Origin of the sequence: Haloprofundus salinisoli (assembly GCF_020097815.1) — an archaeon.
GTDB lineage: Archaea > Halobacteriota > Halobacteria > Halobacteriales > Haloferacaceae > Haloprofundus > Haloprofundus salinisoli.
In genome coordinates, this window is sequence record NZ_CP083663.1 from 138,750 (window position 1) to 154,189 (window position 15,440).

Here is a 15,440-nt window from a genome sequence, read left to right on the forward strand (position 1 = left end):
AAAGAAATTCAACGTCGACTCCCCGGTTGCGGGTCGACGTGCGGTTTCGCCAGCAGCGATTCGAACGGCCGGGCGTCGAGCCACTCCAACAGGCGGACGAGTTGGTCTGTCGCCGCCTCGAAGATCTCCGCTCCTTTCTCGGGCGTTGCGTCCGTCTGGTCGCCGAGCACGCCGTTTTCGGTGTTATCGGCCGCGTCGTAGAACGTCCGCGCGCCGAACTTCCGCGGGTCGGCGTCGGCCAGACTCCGCACGCCGCCGTCGCGCGCGGATTCGAGTTCGCCTTCGCGGACCAACTCGCGGGCGATGTGCATGATCATCGCCGTCTCCTTCGGGCCGCCGTGAGGACCGTTGTGTTCGAAGAGGTCGGTCACGAGCTCCGGGATCGACTCGTCCCACATCCACTCGATGGCGTAGGCGTCGCCGTCGTCGCGGAGGCGACGGCCGACCTCGCGCAGGTGGACGGTGTTGCCGCCGTGGGCGTTGACGTAGACGACGCGGTCGATGCCGTGGTACGTCAGGTTTCGGGTGAGGCTCTCCATATAATCGCGGAAGGCGGGCGGGTCGACCCACATCGTCCCGTGGAACTGCCGGTGGTGGGGGCTGACGCCGACGTTCACCGTCGGCGTGCAGAGGTGGCCCGTCCGTTCAGTCGCGGCGCGCGCCAGCGACTCGGCGATGAGGTGGTCGGTCGAAAGCGGGAGGTGCGGCCCGTGCTGTTCGGTCGAACCCAGCGGGACGACCGCGAGCGACTGTTCGGCGACGTACTCTCCGAGTTCCGGCCACGTCCGGTCGGCGACGTACATGGTCGGACGTAGAGAGGAGAGTGCAAGAAGATGCGTGTCATCCACGCCTCTGATACGGTGACGTCTCGGCGTCGGGCGTCACCGACCCGTGCCGTCGAGGTCGCCGATGCCGACCGCCGCGCAGTCCCCGCGTTCTCGCCGGCGTTCGCCACGTTTTTGCCCGCCCGCCACGACGCTCCGGGTATGTTTGGTGGCGGCGGTATGAACCCGCGGAAGATGAAGCAGATGATGAAGCAGATGGGCATCGACGTCTCCGAGCTCGATGCCGAGGAGGTCGTCATCCGAACGGCCGACGAGGAGCTCGTCTTCAGCGACGCGCAGGTGACGCAGATGGACGCGCAGGGGCAGAAAACCTACCAGATCGTCGGCGAACCCGAGTCCCGAGCGCTCGGCGCGGGCGACGCCGGAACTGACGAGACGGTGGACGTCGAGGCGAGCGATGCCGGTGGCGACGAGATTCCCGACTCGGACGTCGAAATCGTCGCGACGCGCGCCGGCGCGAGCAAAGAGGAGGCCCGCGAGGCGCTCGAAGCCGAGAACGGCGACCTCGCCGCGGCGATCTCGCGTCTGGAGTGATACTCCTCGTCCACGGCGACCGCGAGTATCTGCGCGGCCCCGGCGACGAACTGCAGACCGACCTCGGCGTACTCACCGTCCCCGAGGACGTCTCGCCGGGCGACGTGCTGGAGACGCATCTCGGCGAGGAGTTCATCGTCCGCGCCCCGCGCGGCCCGGACCTGTTCAACCACTTCGAGCGCACCGGCGCACCGATGATGCCCCGCGACGTCGGCCTCATCGTCGGCCACACCGGGGCGGCCGCGGGCGACCGAGTCCTCGACGCCGGCACCGGGACCGGCGTGCTCTCGGCGTACCTCGCGCGTCTCGGCGCGGAGGTGACGACGTTCGAGCGCGACCCCGACTTCGCCGACGTCGCCCGCGAGAACATGGAGCTCGCCGGCGTCGCCGAGCGCGTCGACGTGCGGACCGGCGACCTGACGGAGGAACTCGACTCCCTGTCGGGGTTCGACCTCCTGACGCTCGACACCGGCGACGCCCCCGAGGTGGTCGCTCACGCGCCCGACCTCCTCGTCTCCGGCGGCTTCGTCGCCGTCTACTCGCCGTTCGTCGAGAACTCCCACGAGACGGTCCGGACGGCCCGCGAAGTCGGTCTCTCCGGGGTCGAGACGCTCGAAACTATCCAACGGGAGATGGACTTCAGCGACCGGGGGTCGCGCCCGTCGACGGCGGGCGTCGGCCACACGGGGTATCTGACGTTCGCGCGCAACGAGTAGCGGCGGCCGCGCGCGGTCGCGTCGGCACGACGACGCCGCGTGCAGTTCTTTTCTCGGCCGCAGAAGCACTAAGTCCACAGCACGCTTACACGAGATGTAATATGAGCACGGACGAGATGGCTGAAATCGACGAGACGCGAACGTGGCCCGAACTCGCACTCGGTCTCTACGAGCGGTTGACCGGACGCGGTGCCGAGATCACCTACGAGTTCGAGGATATGGAAGTCGACGTGCCGAGCAAGACGGGGGAGGACGCCGACCACGCGCACTGGCGACTCGACGGAACGCTGCGCATCAGTACCCGCGAACCGGACGAGTGACCGACACGCGCCGCCCCCTGGACGTCACGGCCGAACTGACGCTGACAGTCGAGGGTGAGGAAGTTCGCGTCGTCGGTTTCGGCGAGTTGGTCGTCGTCGACGCCCCCTCGCTCGGCGGGGCGTTCGCCCTTCTCCGCGGGGCGGGACAACTACCGACCGAACAGTTCGGCGAGAACGTCCGCGCCGCCGACGTCACCGTCGACGTCCGAGTCGACGGCGTGAGCGTCGCCCGTCTCGGACCGGACCTCCGGCCGGGGTATCTCTCCCGAGCGCTCGGCGTCGCCCCCGCCCGCCTCTCGCTCGGTGGAGTCGCGCTGGCGCTGCTCCGCGGCTAACCCCGCCAGCGAACTCAGCGGGTCGTCCGAATCAACTCGAACAACTCTTCTCTGAAGCGCTCCGGGTCGAACGTCTCCGAGAGCGCCGCCGCCTCGTCGCTCTCGTTGCCTTCCGCCCCGTCGCTTCCGTGAAACGACGAGTCGTCGCTTCCGTCCGTCGGTGGCTCGTCGACGCCCGTCGGATACGCGCCGCCGGCCAGCAGAAACTCGCCGCGCGCGTCCGTCGGCCAGACGGCGAGCCACCCCTGCACGGTGACGACTCGTGCTACCGCCCGCGAGCGGGCGTCGTACCGTGCGAGGCGAGCGTCGTGTCCCCGAACGTCGAACTGTCGCACTTCGGCTCTCTCGACGGAGCGGAGCCCGCGCTCGCGGAGTTCGTCTTCGAATCCGGCCATCGACCGGTCGGCGACGAGACGAAGCAGCGTCCGCGACGCCGGCGGACGAGGCGTGAGCAGAACTCGACTCGCGAAGAAAAACCGTCGTATCCGTCTCTCGCGCGTCCGTTCCGCGATTCGGTCGCGGCGTTCTTCGTCCTCGTAGACGAGCGTGTGAGCGGTCGCGCGAACGATTCCGGCGTCGAACGGCCGCTCGACGCTCGATTCGACCCGCTGCCACCCGTCGAGTCGGTCCTCGGGGACCGCCGGGGGCGGCACGCGCATCGCTCAGTGGTCGTCTTCGCGCCACTTGCGTTCGCACTCGGTGCAGACGAAGAATCGCGTCTCGGACTCGTCGGCCGAACGAATCTGCTGCATGTACCAGTAGGCGGTGTCGTTGCCGCACTCGGGACAGTGCGCCGTCGTCGTCGGCAGGCCGCTCGTGCCGCCTTCGGACTCGATGACCTCGGACTCCTCTTGGGCCTGGGTCGTCACCATCGCCTGTTCTTTGGCCTGGTCGCGCAGTTTCTCGTGGCCGCACTTCGTACAGACCCAGTTGTCGCCTTGCGTCTGCATCATCGAACCGCATTCGTCGCAGAACTCCATAGGAATGATATCAGCGTACTCGGCTACTTAAACGTCGGGATTCGGTGTCGGAACCGCCCGACAGCGTCACCGCGCGTCACCGTCACGGTGCTCGCTCGTCCGGACGCTCGCGTCTCGAGTTGAGCTCTCAGGCGTCACCCTCGGACTGCCCCGGTTCACCCAGCGCTTCGACGGGCAGGACGTTGTAGAACTCCTCGGACAGTTCCTCGGAACTGCGGAGCGTCTCGCTGTGCGTCTCGGAGATCAACTCGCCGAGGTTCGCCTCCCCGTCGGCGAACGTCACGGTCGTCTCGGCGTACTCTGCAGCGGCATCATCGCGGGCGATAGGGTACGAGAGTTGCTCGAACGCGGTATCGACTCGACTCAGTTTTATCGTCTCACTCATGAGTTCGATATCGACCTCGGAACACATAGCTTCGGTGTCAACGCCGTGGAGAGTGTTCCGCCGAACGCAGTATGTAGAGCGGTGATACGATTCTCGGCGTTCACGTCCGGACGGACACGCGAACGATTACGACGTCGCTAAGCAGGGCCCGTGTCGCCGACGGCGGCCCCTCGGCGTTCCCGAGAACGGCCGGATACTCTCTCTAACCGCGTTCGCAACCGCGTCTGTCAGCCGGTCGAGTCGTCGTGGAACCCGGCGACCGGTTCGTAGTCGCTCTCGACGGAGTAGCCGCCACAGGTCGGGCAGACGTGATATTCGACCGGATACGTCTCGCCGCAGCCTCGACACTCGTACGGTCCACCGGTCGCCTCACCGTTCTCGGAGAAGCGGTCGATGATGGCCGCGAACGGATTCATAACTCTGCGGAAGGACGAATATAACATTGTTATGAACGGACTAAAAACGGTGGTTTCAGCGGTTAGTCACCATCTAATTCGGCGGCCGTTCACTCGAAGTCGGGGTCACGCTTGTCGAGGAACGCTTCCATCCCCTCGCGCTGGTCGTGCGTGCCGAACAGGCCGCTCCACGCCCGGCGCTCGTAGACGAGGCCCGCCCCCTGTGGTTCCTCGTGGACGGCGTTGATCGTCTCCTTGGCCGTCTGGAGGGCGAACTTCGGCTTCGAGGCGAGTTCGGCGGCCTGGGTGGAGACGACGTCGTCGAGTTCGTTGTGAGCGACGACGTCGCCGACCAGTCCGTGGTCGTAGGCGTCGGTGGCGTCGACGCGGTCGCCGAAGTATATCATCCGCCGGGCGAGTTCGTCGCCGACGAGACGCGGCAGGCGCTGGCTGCCACCCCAGCCGGGCGTGATGCCGAGGTCGATTTCGGTCTGGCCGACGACCGCCCGTTCGGACGCGATACGGAGGTCACAGGCCAGCGCGAGTTCGCACCCGCCGCCGAAGGCGTAGCCGTTGATGGCGGCGATGACCGGCGCGGGGAACGTTTCGAGGCGCTCGGCGACGCGGTGGCCGAGTTCGGCGTACGCCTGCGCCTCCGGCACCGAGAGCGACTGCATGTAAGAGATGTCCGCGCCGGCGATGAACGCCTTCTCGCCGGCGCCGGTGAGCACGACGACGCGCGCGTCGGCCGCCTCGGCCTCGTCGAGGACGTCGAGCAGCGCTTCGAGCGTCTCGACGTTGAGTGCGTTGAGTCGGTCCGGTCGGTTGACGGTGACGGTCGCCACGTCGTCGGCGTCGATGTCGAGGAGTACGGTATCCGACATACTCGTGGGTCACGCCGACTCGGGATAATCGTTCGCCCCGCGGTCGATACGGGAGCACGCTTTCGCCGTCGACGGCGGGTCGCAGTCGAGTGCCGATCGACGAAGACGACGGCGTACATCGACCGTTGCCGGAGCTCTCCGCCGCGAGTTCTTCGAGGCTACGGTACGCCATCTCAGCCCACGGCAGTAGCCACACTCCAGAACACCGATATCCTCCCTCCTCGAACACCCGACAATGACCCTCTCGGACGAGGACAAGGAGCGGTTGGCGGACGTGGTCAAACTCCAACCGACGAAGAACAAGGAACTGCAGAACCGCTGGGATCTCGACAGCGGCAGCGAGGTCCACCGCTACCTCGAAGGGACGCTCAAGGAGTACTACTACCGCGACGAGAACAGCCTCATCCGGGCGACGACGGAGGCCGCAGAGCTGCTCGGCATCGAACCGCCTATGGACGACAGCGACGATGGCGCGCCGAGCGTCCTCCGCGTCCCCGAACTCGAATCGCAGGTGTTCCAGGTCGTCGCCGGACCCGACGAGCGCTCCGAGAGCGTCGTCAGCGTGTTGAACAAACTGCGCGAGCGGTTCGGCGTCGACCCGGAAGCCGCCGACGTCCGCCGAGCGCTGCAGAGTCTCAAACGGAAAGGCGTCGTCGAAGTCACCTACCGGACGGTGCCGACGTTCAAACTCGCCGTCGAACGCGACGACGTCGACGTCGAGGTCGTCTGAGTCGACGCGAGCGAGCCCCGAATCGCTCCACTTCCGTCCGACCCGCCGAAACGTTCTCCGATCGGCCGGCCGTTACTCGACACCATGAGAGACGACGGCGACTCCGGACGGTCGAACGCCGAGACGGAGACACCCGAAGACGACCGTCTCAGGGACCCACTCGACGTCACGACGTTCGGCGCGGCCGGCGACGGCGACGCCGACGACGGGCCCGCCCTGCAGGCCGCGCTCGACGCGGCGGCAGATCGCGGCGGCGGCAGAGTGACGATACCGCCCGGTACGTACCGCCACACCCGCTCGCTGCTCTACGGGTCGAACCTCGTCGTCGACGGCCACGGCGCGACCCTCCTGTTCGACCCGCCCGACCCCGACGCGACGGCGCTCGTCCCCCGAAGCTACGGCGGCGGCGAGCGAGTGAGACAGGTCGTCGTTGACGGACTGACGCTCACGACGGCCGACCCCGCGAAGGCGAACGGTATCGGCGTCGCCCACGCCGAAGACGTCACCGTCCGCGGCTGTCGCGGCGAGAACCTCCGCTGGCACCTCGTCGACGTCGCGGGCGGGAAAGACGTGCTCGTACGAAACTGTTACGCGGTCGGTCTCCGGTCGGCCGCCTACCAGGCCGACAACCTCACCGAACACGGCGGCCTCGTCGTCGCTCCGCCGGACGGCCCGGTCGAGAACGCCGTCGTCGACGGCTCCGCTAACGAGAACGTCGCCATCGTCCACAACGTCGCCGAGGACTGCGCGCGCGGCGTCCACCTCCACCGCAGCGGCGGCCACGACCTCTCGGTCGACCAGAACAAGATTCGACGCTGCACCGACGTGGGCATCCTCGGCGACGAGGGCACCGACTGGCACGACGTGCGCATCACCGGCAACATCGTCGAAGGAACCGAAACCTCGACCGGCATCCGCCTCGACGGACGCTACCGCAACATCTCCGTCGAGAACAACACGGTTCGAAACCACGGCGGCGACGGCATCACCGTCTACCCCGGCGGCCACAGTGCGGGCAAGGCGACCGGCGAGTTCGAGGAAGCCGTCGCCGAGGGCGTCAGCGTCTCCGACAACACCATCGAGCGCGTCGGCGGGGCCGGCATCGCGCTCCGTCGGGCCTCGGGGGAAGTAGCCGATAACTACGTGTACGACGTCGGACTCGACGCGAGTGAGCGCGACGAAGGCGGCGACAGCGAGAACGAGGGCCGCGAGGACGCGCTACTGCGAGGCCTCCCGGTCCACGAACCGGCGGCCGTCGTCGTCGAGCGCGGCGACGGCGTCACCGTCACCGACAACGTCTGCCGGAACGTCGCGGGCGCAGGCTTCGTCGTCCGCGGCGGCCGCAACGTCGCCGTCGCGGCGAACGAACTGTTCGGCTTCGAGGTGGGCGTCCTCGCCGTCTCCGACCCGACGCCGACGGCGCGGGTGCGCATCGCGGGCAACACGCTCGAAGGGACACGAAGGTCGCGCTGCGGCATCCGCCTCCGTGGCGGGTTCGACCACCGACTCGACGGTAATGACTGCCGGCGGGTCGCCCGCGGCGTCGAACTGCTCGGCGTCCGACGGGTGTTCTTCCGCGACACCGACGTCGTCGGCGGCGGCGACGAACCTGACGGAGGGAGCGAAAACGGCGACATCGGCTACCACCTCGACGGCTGCGAGGAGCTACGCTTCCGTGACAACGACGCCCAGGGGTTCGAGCGGTCGACGCTCCTGTCGGATTCGGTCGACGTCGAGGGGCAACTGCCCCACGCCGACGTCCGCGTCGGCTCCGACTGCGCGGACGTGACGCTGACGTTCCCGGGGTCCGCGCCACCGGCCGACGGACGGTTCGACGTCGGAAGCCGCGTGCGCAACACCGACCCCTCGCCCGGTAGTCCGATAGGTTGGGTCTGCGTCGACGGCGGAGACCCGGGTACGTGGCACGCGTTCGGCCGTATCGACGACGACCCGGCGTGAGACGTCTCAGGAGTCGGGGGCGGAGCGCTCGCGGACGCGCGCTCGCCGCCGTTCGAGCAGGCGCTTGATTCCCTTACCCGGGCCGCCCTCGATGGGCCACCCCTTCGTTCGCCACTGCGGGGGTTCCGGCTGAAACGAATCGCACGACCCCGCGCATTCGGCGGCGGTCTGGTGGCGTTCTTTCGCCGCACACCACGGGAGCAACGCGTCGCCCGCGCGCCGAAGCTCGAAATACCGACAGTCCGGGCGCATCGTCCCGTGGTACGACCGCCAGCCGCGGCCGTAGGCGCGCTCTGCGAGTTGAAGACGCGTCTCCGCTCGGTCGTCCTCTCCGCCGTCTCCGTTCCTTTCTTCGCCCGCGACCGGCGACAGCGAACTCGGATACCACGCCACCTCGCCCGCCTCGGCGTCGACTCCGTCGGCGAAATCGAGCGCGAGGATGCCCACGTCGACGGGGATGTTTTCGAGCAGCGCGGGTTCGACGGCCGCGCCCGTCGCCGCCGTCGCCAGCCACACCTCGTCGGCCAGCGCGGTTCCCACGTCGTGCTCTAACTGCCCCGAGAGCGCGCGGGCGGCGCTGGCGTCCAGATCGGGTTTGTTCTCGATGGCGACGATGCGACGGACCCAGTCGGGGTACGGCGCGACGCAGCGAATCTCGATTCGTCTGCCCTTTCGGCGCTTTTCGACGACGCCGCGGGCGGCGGCGCGGTGAACGGCCGCGAGCACGTAGCGCCACGGGTAGCCCGGATGCGGCAGTGCGTCGCGGTACCACGCCCACTCGGCGGGCGCGTGGCGGACGACGTGGAGGAGGTCCGAGTCGAGTTCGTCGTCGCCGAACGCCGCGCGCGCGGCCAGCGCGTCGGGGTCGGCTTCGACCACGACGGTGTCCCAGCGCCGCCGCTTCGTGCCGAGTTGGCGCGCGACGACGAGCGCCGAGTCCCTGTCGCCGTCGGGCGGCCACGCTCGCTCGGCCCACCGACAGGTCAGAAGTTCGAAGACGAACTCCGAGTCGGCCGGATAGCTCACACAGAGGGTGCGAGCGCGGCCGCTATTCGTGTTACGGTACCGTCTTCGAAGAGGCGGTGTCTCGGCCGACTCAGGCGAGGTACCTCCGTTCGGATTCCTCTTCGCCGTTTTCCGCGGCGAGCTCGTTGAGATACTCGTGGGCCTCCTCGAGAATCTCGCGCGGGCCGTCCTGCGTGATGGTGTTGACGGCCTGTTCGTAGTCGCGCCACTGCAGGTCGCGGTGTTCGCTCGACAGCTCGGCGCTGGCCTCGAACGAGCGCGCGATGAACAGGTGGACCGTCTTGTGGATGGTTTTGCCACCGGCCTCGAACACGTAGTCGTACTCTCTGCGGAATCCGTCGACGAGGCGGAAGTCGTCGATTCCCGCCTCCTCTCCGATCTCTCTAATCGCCGTCTGCTGCAGTTCCTCATCGCCTTCGACCCCGCCTTTCGGGAACTCCCAGTCCCCGGGTCGGCTCTTCAGGAGCAGATACTCCCGTCGGCCGCGGGTGTCGCGGAAGAGAATGGCTCCAGCACTGACCGCTTCGACCGTCATTGCACCCACGTAGACCATCCCATGTTAAGAGAATATCGGAGGCGTCGGCAAAGTCTCGCACAGTCGACGCTCGGCGGCGCGATTTCTACGGAAACGTACCCTACTTTATCAGTGACCCGGCGTCGACCGGTTCGCTCGCCGCGATACCGCCGAGACGCGAGTCCCCGTGCGGGACTGTCACGTGCCGCGTACGCTGTAGATGTGTTTTTACCGCTCCGCGTCTGAAACAGAGAGTAACCCCAACTCATGACTTTTGTAACCAAACTCACGTTCGAAAGTGGCGACCGCGCCGTCCTCGACGACGTAGTGACGGATCTCAAGCGGATGCTCGAACGGAAAGGCGCGGAGTGCAAGGGCCCGCACTCCTCGCCGCCGGACCGACTGAGCGTCCCGCAGTACCGGAATCTCACGCGCGGCCGGGAGTTCTCGCCGTGGTCGTACACGGTGTACACGCGCCGCCTCGAAATCCACGGCGCGGACCAGGTCGCCCGACGCGTCGCCGAGCGGCAGTTCCCCGACAGCGTCCACGTCGAAATCGAGATCGAACAGAAGAAACCGCTCGGCCACCGACAGAACTGACTCGCTTTACCGCGAACGAGCCCGCTTTAGCGCGAACTGAACCCTTCTCTGCGAACCCCCGCCGCCCGCCTCAGAACGTCGCTCCCGACTCGTCGGACACCGCGAGCAACTCGGCGGTCCCCTGGTGGGCGGCGTCGTCGAAGGAGTCGACGCGGAGTCGCACTTTTCGGTCGAGGAGGTCGCCGTCGGGAGCGAGACCGACGTCGTCTGCGGTCTTCGTGAGCCGCAACACCGTGTCGCCGACGCGGACGACCGGGGCGTCGCCGTCGACGCCGGTGACGTACGCCACCAGTTCGTCGCCGACGTCGTACGAGGGCGTGCTCGTCCGGAACGTCCATCCGGCGAGGAGCTTTCGGAGGGCCCCTCCGCCGTCGGCCCGCGCGTCGCGTTGCGACCGTCGGTCGCTCATACGCGACTCACCTCCTCGGAGACGCGGTCGGGAACGTACTCGCGGCCGTAGCCGGTTATCGCCGCGAGGACGAACACGCCGACGAGGAACCAGCCGTGGAACACGTACGGCCAGACGGAGGCCGGGTTGACGAGCATCGACTGGGTGAACCACTCGTACTGGTCGGGCAGGCCGAGCATCACCGAGTAGCCCGCGAGCACGCCGCCGCCCCACGGGAAGATGTAGCCGAGCGCCGAGGTGTTGGCGTCCAGGATGTTGGCTCGGCGGTAGCCGTTGATGTTGAACCGGCGACCGAGCGTCGAGACGTACGGCGCGATGGCGATCTCGGCGGCGGTGTTGATCGTGATCATCGCGTTGACGAGCGCCGTGCCGAGCACCATCGTCAGTTCGGAGCGGCGGACGCTGGTGGCGACGCGGTTCAACAGCACGTCCTGAATCGCCTCGAAGCCGCCGCCGCGCTGGAGCACTTTCGCGCCCGCGACGATGAGCAACACGAGCACGATGAGCGGGAAGAAGCCCGCCGCACCGTCGTAGATGCTGCCGCCGACCGACGGGTCGGCGTCGGCGCCCACCGGAACCGTCTCGACGACGGCACCGACGACGGGCGCGTCCGCGAGCGCGGTGGCGATGCCCGACGACGCCGGGGCGTTGAACACGAGCATCTCGCTGGCGGGCGCGAGTCCGAGCGTGAGGTTGAGGACGATGGCGAGGATGATACCCCACGAGATGGCCTCGACGATGTGCCGGCCCGAGACGGCCGTCACGATGACGACGGCGATAGAGAGCAGGTGAACGAGGCCGAGCGCCGTCGCGCCCTCGATGACGGACGCACCGACCGACATCGGTTCACCGGCCATCTCGCTTCCCGCGACGAGGTAGGCCGCGAACGCGAGAACGGCCGCGATGACGGCGTACTTGAATCGAGAGGCGACGACGCCGCCGATGTCGGCGTCCTGCGTGACGGCGCTGACGATGGTCGTGTCGCTGACGGGCGCGAGGTTGTCGCCGAACACCGACCCCGAGAGGATCGCGCCGAACAGCAGCACGGGGTTCGCGCCGAGGAGCACGCCCGCCGGGAAGACGAGGCCGGTGAAGGCGATAGCGGTACCGTAGCCCGTCCCGATACCCGTCGCCAGCACCGCCGCGAGCAGGAACGTCAGCGCGGGGAACAGCGCCGCGCCGACGCTGAGCGCGTCCGCCGCCCAGACGAGACCGGAGACGAACTCGCCGACCTGAATCGTCTCGGCGAACATCCCGGCCCACAGCCACGCGACGATGGCGGTGACGGCGACGCGCTGGGTCATCCCCTCGAACAGCGCGTTGGCGTAGTGTTTCCAGTCTCCCTTCACGAACAGCATCCCGAGGATGAGGCCGAGAAGCATCCCGGCGACCAGCCCCGTCGTGTCGCCGATGCCGAAGAGACCGCTCTGTACGATGGCCCATACGATGAAGAACGCAATCGGGACGATGCTCGCGAGCGGACCGCCGCGGAAACGCAGCGGCGGGCCCTCGGAGTCGTCGCCGAGTTCCGCACGACTCATATCAGTTCTGTCGACTCCCGCCGGGCAAATAAGCGATGCGTCTCGGAACCTGAAAGCGCGGAAACGTGTCCGCGGCGCGCTCCGATTGCCCTTTTCTCCGGCTTTATGTGAACGCCTCCCAATCTCCGCGACATGAGCCAAAGCGAGTTCGACTACGTCGATTTCCGCCGCGACCTGCACCGGCACCCCGAACCGGCGTGGCGGGAGTTCTACACCACCGCCCGTATCGTCGACGAACTGGAGAAACGCGACCTCGACGCGCTCTACGTCGGCCGAGAGGTGCTCGCCGACGACCGCCCCGGCGTCCCCGACGACGCGGAACTCGACGAGTGGTTCGAGCGAGCCCGCGAGGCCGGCGCGCGCGAGGACGTCCTCGAACGGTTGGAGGGCGGCTACACCGGCGCGGTCGCCGTCGTCGAGAAGGGTGAGGGACCGACCGTCGCGCTCCGCGTCGACATCGACGCGCTTCCCATCACCGAGGCCGACGAAGACGGGCACGCGCCGGTACCGGGCGGTTTCCGCTCGGAGAACGAGGGGTTCATGCACGCCTGCGGCCACGACGCCCACGCGACCATCGGCCTCGGCGTGCTGGACGCGGTCGTCGACAGCGACTTCGAGGGCACGTTCAAGGTGCTCTTCCAGCCGAGCGAGGAGATCGTCTCCGGCGGCGGGCCGATGGCCGAGAGCGGCCACGTAGACGACGTGGACTACCTCCTGGCCGTCCACATCGGCCTCGACCACCCCTCCGGCGAGATCGTCGCGGGCGTCGACGGGTTCCTCGCGGTCCACCACTTCCGCGCGGAGTTCACCGGGCACCCCGCCCACGCCGGCGCGCGTCCCGAGGAGGGCGACAACGCGGTGCAGGCGATGGCGGCGGCGATTCAGAACCTCTACGCGATTCCGCGCCACGCCGACGGCGCGACCCGCATCAACGCGGGCCTCGTCGGCGGCGGCACCGCGACGAACATCGTCCCCGAGGAGGCGTTCATCGACGGCGAGGTCCGCGGCGAGACGACCGAACTGATGGAGTACATGCGGGAGAAGGCGTACCGCGTGATGGAGGCCGCAGCGGAGATGCACGGCTGTGAGGTCTCCTTGTCGACGGAGGGCGAAGCGCCGAGCGCCCGGAGCGACGACGCCCTCGTGAACGTCGTCTCGGCGGTCGCGGGCGGCAACGACGGCGTCACGTCGCTCGTCGAACGCGACGTGCTCGGCGGCAGCGAGGACGCGACGTTCCTCATGCAGAAAGTACAGGACAACGGCGGGAAAGCCGCCTACGTCGGCGTCGGCACCGACCACCCCGGTGGCCACCACACCCGGACGTTCGACGTGAACGAGGACGACCTCGACCTGGGCGTCGAGGTGCTCGCCGACTCGATTCTCGAAATCGCGGCGACGCGGCCGTAGGCCGCCGCTCGTTCGCTCGCCTCCGCTTATCGCCTGACGGCGAGGACGACGCCGCCGAGGACGAGCAGCGCGATTCCGTACCAGAACGAGTCGCCGGGCAGGAACGCGAGCAGCAGCGTGACGAGGCCGGAGGTGAAAAGCGACCAGCCGATGGTTGTTCGGTACGTCATAGGGTAGTGACGACGCCCAGATAGATAGTGCTGGGGGCGACAGGAGTCGGAAGTCAGATAGTCCGGTATCGGTATCTCGTCGGTCGATTGAACTGTCGGGGCGGCCGAAGTCCGAGACGAATTCTTTTCCCCGTCCCCGTGGCCCGCACCCTATGACGAGACACGTCAGTGCCGACCAGGTCCGCTCTTGGCTGGACGAACAGGTCGTCCGCGACGTCCAGCGCGTCTCCGGCGACGAGACCGAGTTCAACTTCCAGCTCGAACTCTCGCGGCTTCCCCTACACGTCATCAAAGAGGAGACGTGGGGGCCGATTCGACTGGTCGGTAACAACGCCTTCGACACCGACGAGGTAGTGGAACTCGTCGAGGACGACGCCCGACGCGAGGAGTTGCTCACGAGGTTCGGACCGGTGCTGGCGGCGACGCCGGGTTTTTACACCTTTCTCGACGAGGAGGGCGTCTCCTGTCCGCTCGCCGAAGCGCACTCCATCCAACTCGAACACCGCATCTACCCCGACGGCGCGAGCCAGCAGGCGCTCATGAGCGGACTGATGTCCATCGCCACTGCGATGCGGTATCTCCAGAACACGGCGGCCGAGATGCCGCGCGGCGGCGAAGGGTAAACGAGACGTCATCGCCCGGAACGCTGCCCTCGGTCGCTACCCGCTCCGCCGGTTCCGCCACCACCGGAGGGTGCGTATCGCCGGGTCGCTCGAGAGCACGCGTAGTCCAAATCGAGACGCGGCGTCACGAACCCGACCGCGGACGAGCGCGCCGACGAGCGTCCCGAGTTTGGCGCTCGGGCCGACCCGATACACTGGCTTCGGGTTCTCGACGGTCGCCACGTCGTAGAGCCGTTCTGCGACCCGCTCGGGTGAGTTGACGCCCGGTGGCTTCGTCTCGACCACCGAAATCTCGTCGAGCACGCGGTAGAGGTCGGCGTACGCCGAGGAGCGGTCCGCCTCCGCGACCTCCGTCAGCACGCGGTCGTAGAAGTCGGTCGCGACGATGCCGGGTTCGACGGTCACCACGTCGACGCCGAACCGCCCGGTCTCCTGGCGCAGCGCGTCGGTCACCGATTCGAGGCCGTACTTCGAGCCCGTGTAGATACCGAGCCCCGGAACCGTGAGGCCGCCGACGCCGGCGGTGACGTTGACGACGGTGCCGCGTCCGCGCTCGCGCATCCGCGGGACCACCGCGCGAATCAGCCGCAGCGGGCCGAACGTGTTGACGTCGAACTGCTCGACGACGCCCGCCATCGGCACGTCTTCGACCGGGCCGAACTGCCCGTAGCCCGCGTTGTTGACGAGACAGTCGAGGTGCCCCTGCTCGTCGAACACGCGGTCGACCGCGCGCTCGACTTCCTCGTCGTCTGTGACGTCGAGTTCGAGGGTGCGACAGCCGCGAGCGTCGAGGTCGGAGACGTCGTCGACGTCGCGCGCGGTCGCGTACACGGTCCAGCCGCCGTCGAGAAACCGCTCGGCGGTCGCGCGTCCGATACCCGAGGAACAGCCCGTGACGAGAACCGTCTGGCTCATGGGGTCGTGGCAACGCCCAGACGGGTAACGGTTGAGGCGTGCCCGTGGCGGCGGGGTCGACGCGGGACGGGTCGACGTCGAAAGCGCAGACGCGGTACGCGACGCCCTCAGATCGCCGCTCGAAACGGAGCTCGCGTCCGTCACCCTCGGTT

General features: G+C 67.9%; 21 protein-coding genes. 9 read left to right on the top strand and 12 right to left on the bottom strand.

Annotated features, from left to right (window positions below; translation table 11 throughout):
* Positions 1-8: 8 nt before the first annotated feature.
* Positions 9-803: a creatininase family protein gene (locus LAQ73_RS00735; RefSeq protein WP_224269349.1), complete on the bottom strand. Its 795-nt coding sequence runs from the start codon at positions 801-803 to the stop codon at positions 9-11.
* A gap of 183 nt (positions 804-986) precedes the next feature.
* On the opposite strand from LAQ73_RS00735, the gene LAQ73_RS00740 reads away from it, so the two are divergent.
* The 4 genes from LAQ73_RS00740 to LAQ73_RS00755 all read left to right on the top strand — a co-directional run bounded on the left by LAQ73_RS00740 (position 987) and on the right by LAQ73_RS00755 (position 2,750).
* Positions 987-1,379: a nascent polypeptide-associated complex protein gene (locus LAQ73_RS00740; RefSeq protein ID WP_224269350.1), complete on the top strand. Its 393-nt coding sequence runs from the start codon at positions 987-989 to the stop codon at positions 1,377-1,379.
* Complete coding sequence (locus LAQ73_RS00745; protein WP_224269351.1) at positions 1,376-2,095, top strand: tRNA (adenine-N1)-methyltransferase; 720 nt, start codon at positions 1,376-1,378, stop codon at positions 2,093-2,095. The genes LAQ73_RS00740 and LAQ73_RS00745 overlap by 4 nt, the downstream gene beginning before the upstream one ends.
* A 101-nt stretch (positions 2,096-2,196) precedes the next feature.
* A complete protein-coding gene (locus LAQ73_RS00750; RefSeq protein ID WP_224269352.1) occupies positions 2,197-2,415 on the top strand; it encodes a hypothetical protein in 219 nt (72 codons plus the stop codon).
* Positions 2,412-2,750 carry a peptide ABC transporter ATP-binding protein gene (locus LAQ73_RS00755; RefSeq protein ID WP_224269353.1) on the top strand — a complete coding sequence of 113 codons (339 nt, stop codon included), beginning with the start codon at positions 2,412-2,414 and terminating at the stop codon, positions 2,748-2,750. Before LAQ73_RS00750 ends, LAQ73_RS00755 begins: the two co-directional genes overlap by 4 nt.
* Before the next feature lie 14 nt (positions 2,751-2,764).
* On the opposite strand, the gene LAQ73_RS00760 is transcribed toward LAQ73_RS00755, so the two are convergent.
* The 5 genes from LAQ73_RS00760 to LAQ73_RS00780 all read right to left on the bottom strand — a co-directional run bounded on the left by LAQ73_RS00760 (position 2,765) and on the right by LAQ73_RS00780 (position 5,394).
* Entirely contained in the window at positions 2,765-3,409 is a 645-nt protein-coding gene (locus tag LAQ73_RS00760) for a DUF6517 family protein (protein ID WP_224269354.1), read from the bottom strand.
* Between the two features lie 3 nt (positions 3,410-3,412).
* A complete protein-coding gene (locus tag LAQ73_RS00765; protein WP_224269355.1) occupies positions 3,413-3,730 on the bottom strand; it encodes a transcription factor S in 318 nt (105 codons plus the stop codon).
* A gap of 127 nt (positions 3,731-3,857) precedes the next feature.
* Positions 3,858-4,115, bottom strand: a complete 258-nt coding sequence (locus LAQ73_RS00770) for a DUF5789 family protein (protein WP_224269356.1) — start codon at positions 4,113-4,115, stop codon at positions 3,858-3,860.
* Between the two features lie 227 nt (positions 4,116-4,342).
* Positions 4,343-4,531, bottom strand: a complete 189-nt coding sequence (locus tag LAQ73_RS00775; RefSeq protein WP_224269357.1) for a hydrogenase maturation nickel metallochaperone HypA — start codon at positions 4,529-4,531, stop codon at positions 4,343-4,345.
* An 89-nt stretch (positions 4,532-4,620) separates the two neighbouring features.
* A complete protein-coding gene (locus LAQ73_RS00780; RefSeq protein ID WP_224269358.1) occupies positions 4,621-5,394 on the bottom strand; it encodes an enoyl-CoA hydratase/isomerase family protein in 774 nt (257 codons plus the stop codon).
* Positions 5,395-5,629: 235 nt separating this feature from the next.
* On the opposite strand from LAQ73_RS00780, the gene LAQ73_RS00785 reads away from it, so the two are divergent.
* Both LAQ73_RS00785 and LAQ73_RS00790 read left to right on the top strand, forming a co-directional pair.
* Positions 5,630-6,124, top strand: a complete 495-nt coding sequence (locus tag LAQ73_RS00785; RefSeq protein WP_224269359.1) for a DUF5797 family protein — start codon at positions 5,630-5,632, stop codon at positions 6,122-6,124.
* A gap of 84 nt (positions 6,125-6,208) precedes the next feature.
* Complete coding sequence (locus tag LAQ73_RS00790; protein ID WP_224269360.1) at positions 6,209-8,083, top strand: right-handed parallel beta-helix repeat-containing protein; 1,875 nt, start codon at positions 6,209-6,211, stop codon at positions 8,081-8,083.
* Positions 8,084-8,089: 6 nt separating this feature from the next.
* Here the strand turns inward: LAQ73_RS00790 and LAQ73_RS00795 are convergent, their stop codons facing one another.
* Positions 8,090-9,109 carry a DUF5787 family protein gene (locus LAQ73_RS00795; protein ID WP_224269361.1) on the bottom strand — a complete coding sequence of 340 codons (1,020 nt, stop codon included), beginning with the start codon at positions 9,107-9,109 and terminating at the stop codon, positions 8,090-8,092.
* 70 nt (positions 9,110-9,179) lie between these two features.
* The gene (locus LAQ73_RS00800) at positions 9,180-9,644 is read right to left on the bottom strand and encodes a bis(5'-nucleosyl)-tetraphosphatase (protein ID WP_224269362.1); all 465 of its coding nucleotides are present in this window, start codon (positions 9,642-9,644) and stop codon (positions 9,180-9,182) included.
* A 246-nt stretch (positions 9,645-9,890) separates the two neighbouring features.
* Between LAQ73_RS00800 and LAQ73_RS00805 the strand changes: the two genes are divergently transcribed.
* Entirely contained in the window at positions 9,891-10,223 is a 333-nt protein-coding gene (locus tag LAQ73_RS00805; protein WP_224269363.1) for an uS10/mL48 family ribosomal protein, read from the top strand.
* A gap of 70 nt (positions 10,224-10,293) precedes the next feature.
* Here the strand turns inward: LAQ73_RS00805 and LAQ73_RS00810 are convergent, their stop codons facing one another.
* Positions 10,294-10,632: a DUF7513 family protein gene (locus tag LAQ73_RS00810; protein ID WP_224269364.1), complete on the bottom strand. Its 339-nt coding sequence runs from the start codon at positions 10,630-10,632 to the stop codon at positions 10,294-10,296.
* The gene (locus tag LAQ73_RS00815; protein ID WP_224269365.1) at positions 10,629-12,173 is read right to left on the bottom strand and encodes a Na+/H+ antiporter NhaC family protein; all 1,545 of its coding nucleotides are present in this window, start codon (positions 12,171-12,173) and stop codon (positions 10,629-10,631) included. The genes LAQ73_RS00810 and LAQ73_RS00815 overlap by 4 nt, the downstream gene beginning before the upstream one ends.
* A gap of 132 nt (positions 12,174-12,305) precedes the next feature.
* On the opposite strand from LAQ73_RS00815, the gene LAQ73_RS00820 reads away from it, so the two are divergent.
* On the top strand, positions 12,306-13,580 hold the full coding sequence (locus LAQ73_RS00820; RefSeq protein WP_224269366.1) for an amidohydrolase: 1,275 nt from the start codon (positions 12,306-12,308) through the stop codon (positions 13,578-13,580).
* A 26-nt stretch (positions 13,581-13,606) separates the two neighbouring features.
* On the opposite strand, the gene LAQ73_RS00825 is transcribed toward LAQ73_RS00820, so the two are convergent.
* Positions 13,607-13,750 carry a hypothetical protein gene (locus LAQ73_RS00825; protein WP_224269367.1) on the bottom strand — a complete coding sequence of 48 codons (144 nt, stop codon included), beginning with the start codon at positions 13,748-13,750 and terminating at the stop codon, positions 13,607-13,609.
* Between the two features lie 152 nt (positions 13,751-13,902).
* Between LAQ73_RS00825 and LAQ73_RS00830 the strand changes: the two genes are divergently transcribed.
* The gene (locus LAQ73_RS00830; RefSeq protein WP_224269368.1) at positions 13,903-14,373 is read left to right on the top strand and encodes a hypothetical protein; all 471 of its coding nucleotides are present in this window, start codon (positions 13,903-13,905) and stop codon (positions 14,371-14,373) included.
* 36 nt (positions 14,374-14,409) lie between these two features.
* Here LAQ73_RS00830 and LAQ73_RS00835 read toward each other — a convergent pair whose 3' ends face one another.
* A complete protein-coding gene (locus tag LAQ73_RS00835) occupies positions 14,410-15,288 on the bottom strand; it encodes an SDR family oxidoreductase (RefSeq protein WP_224269369.1) in 879 nt (292 codons plus the stop codon).
* Positions 15,289-15,440 lie beyond the last annotated feature (152 nt).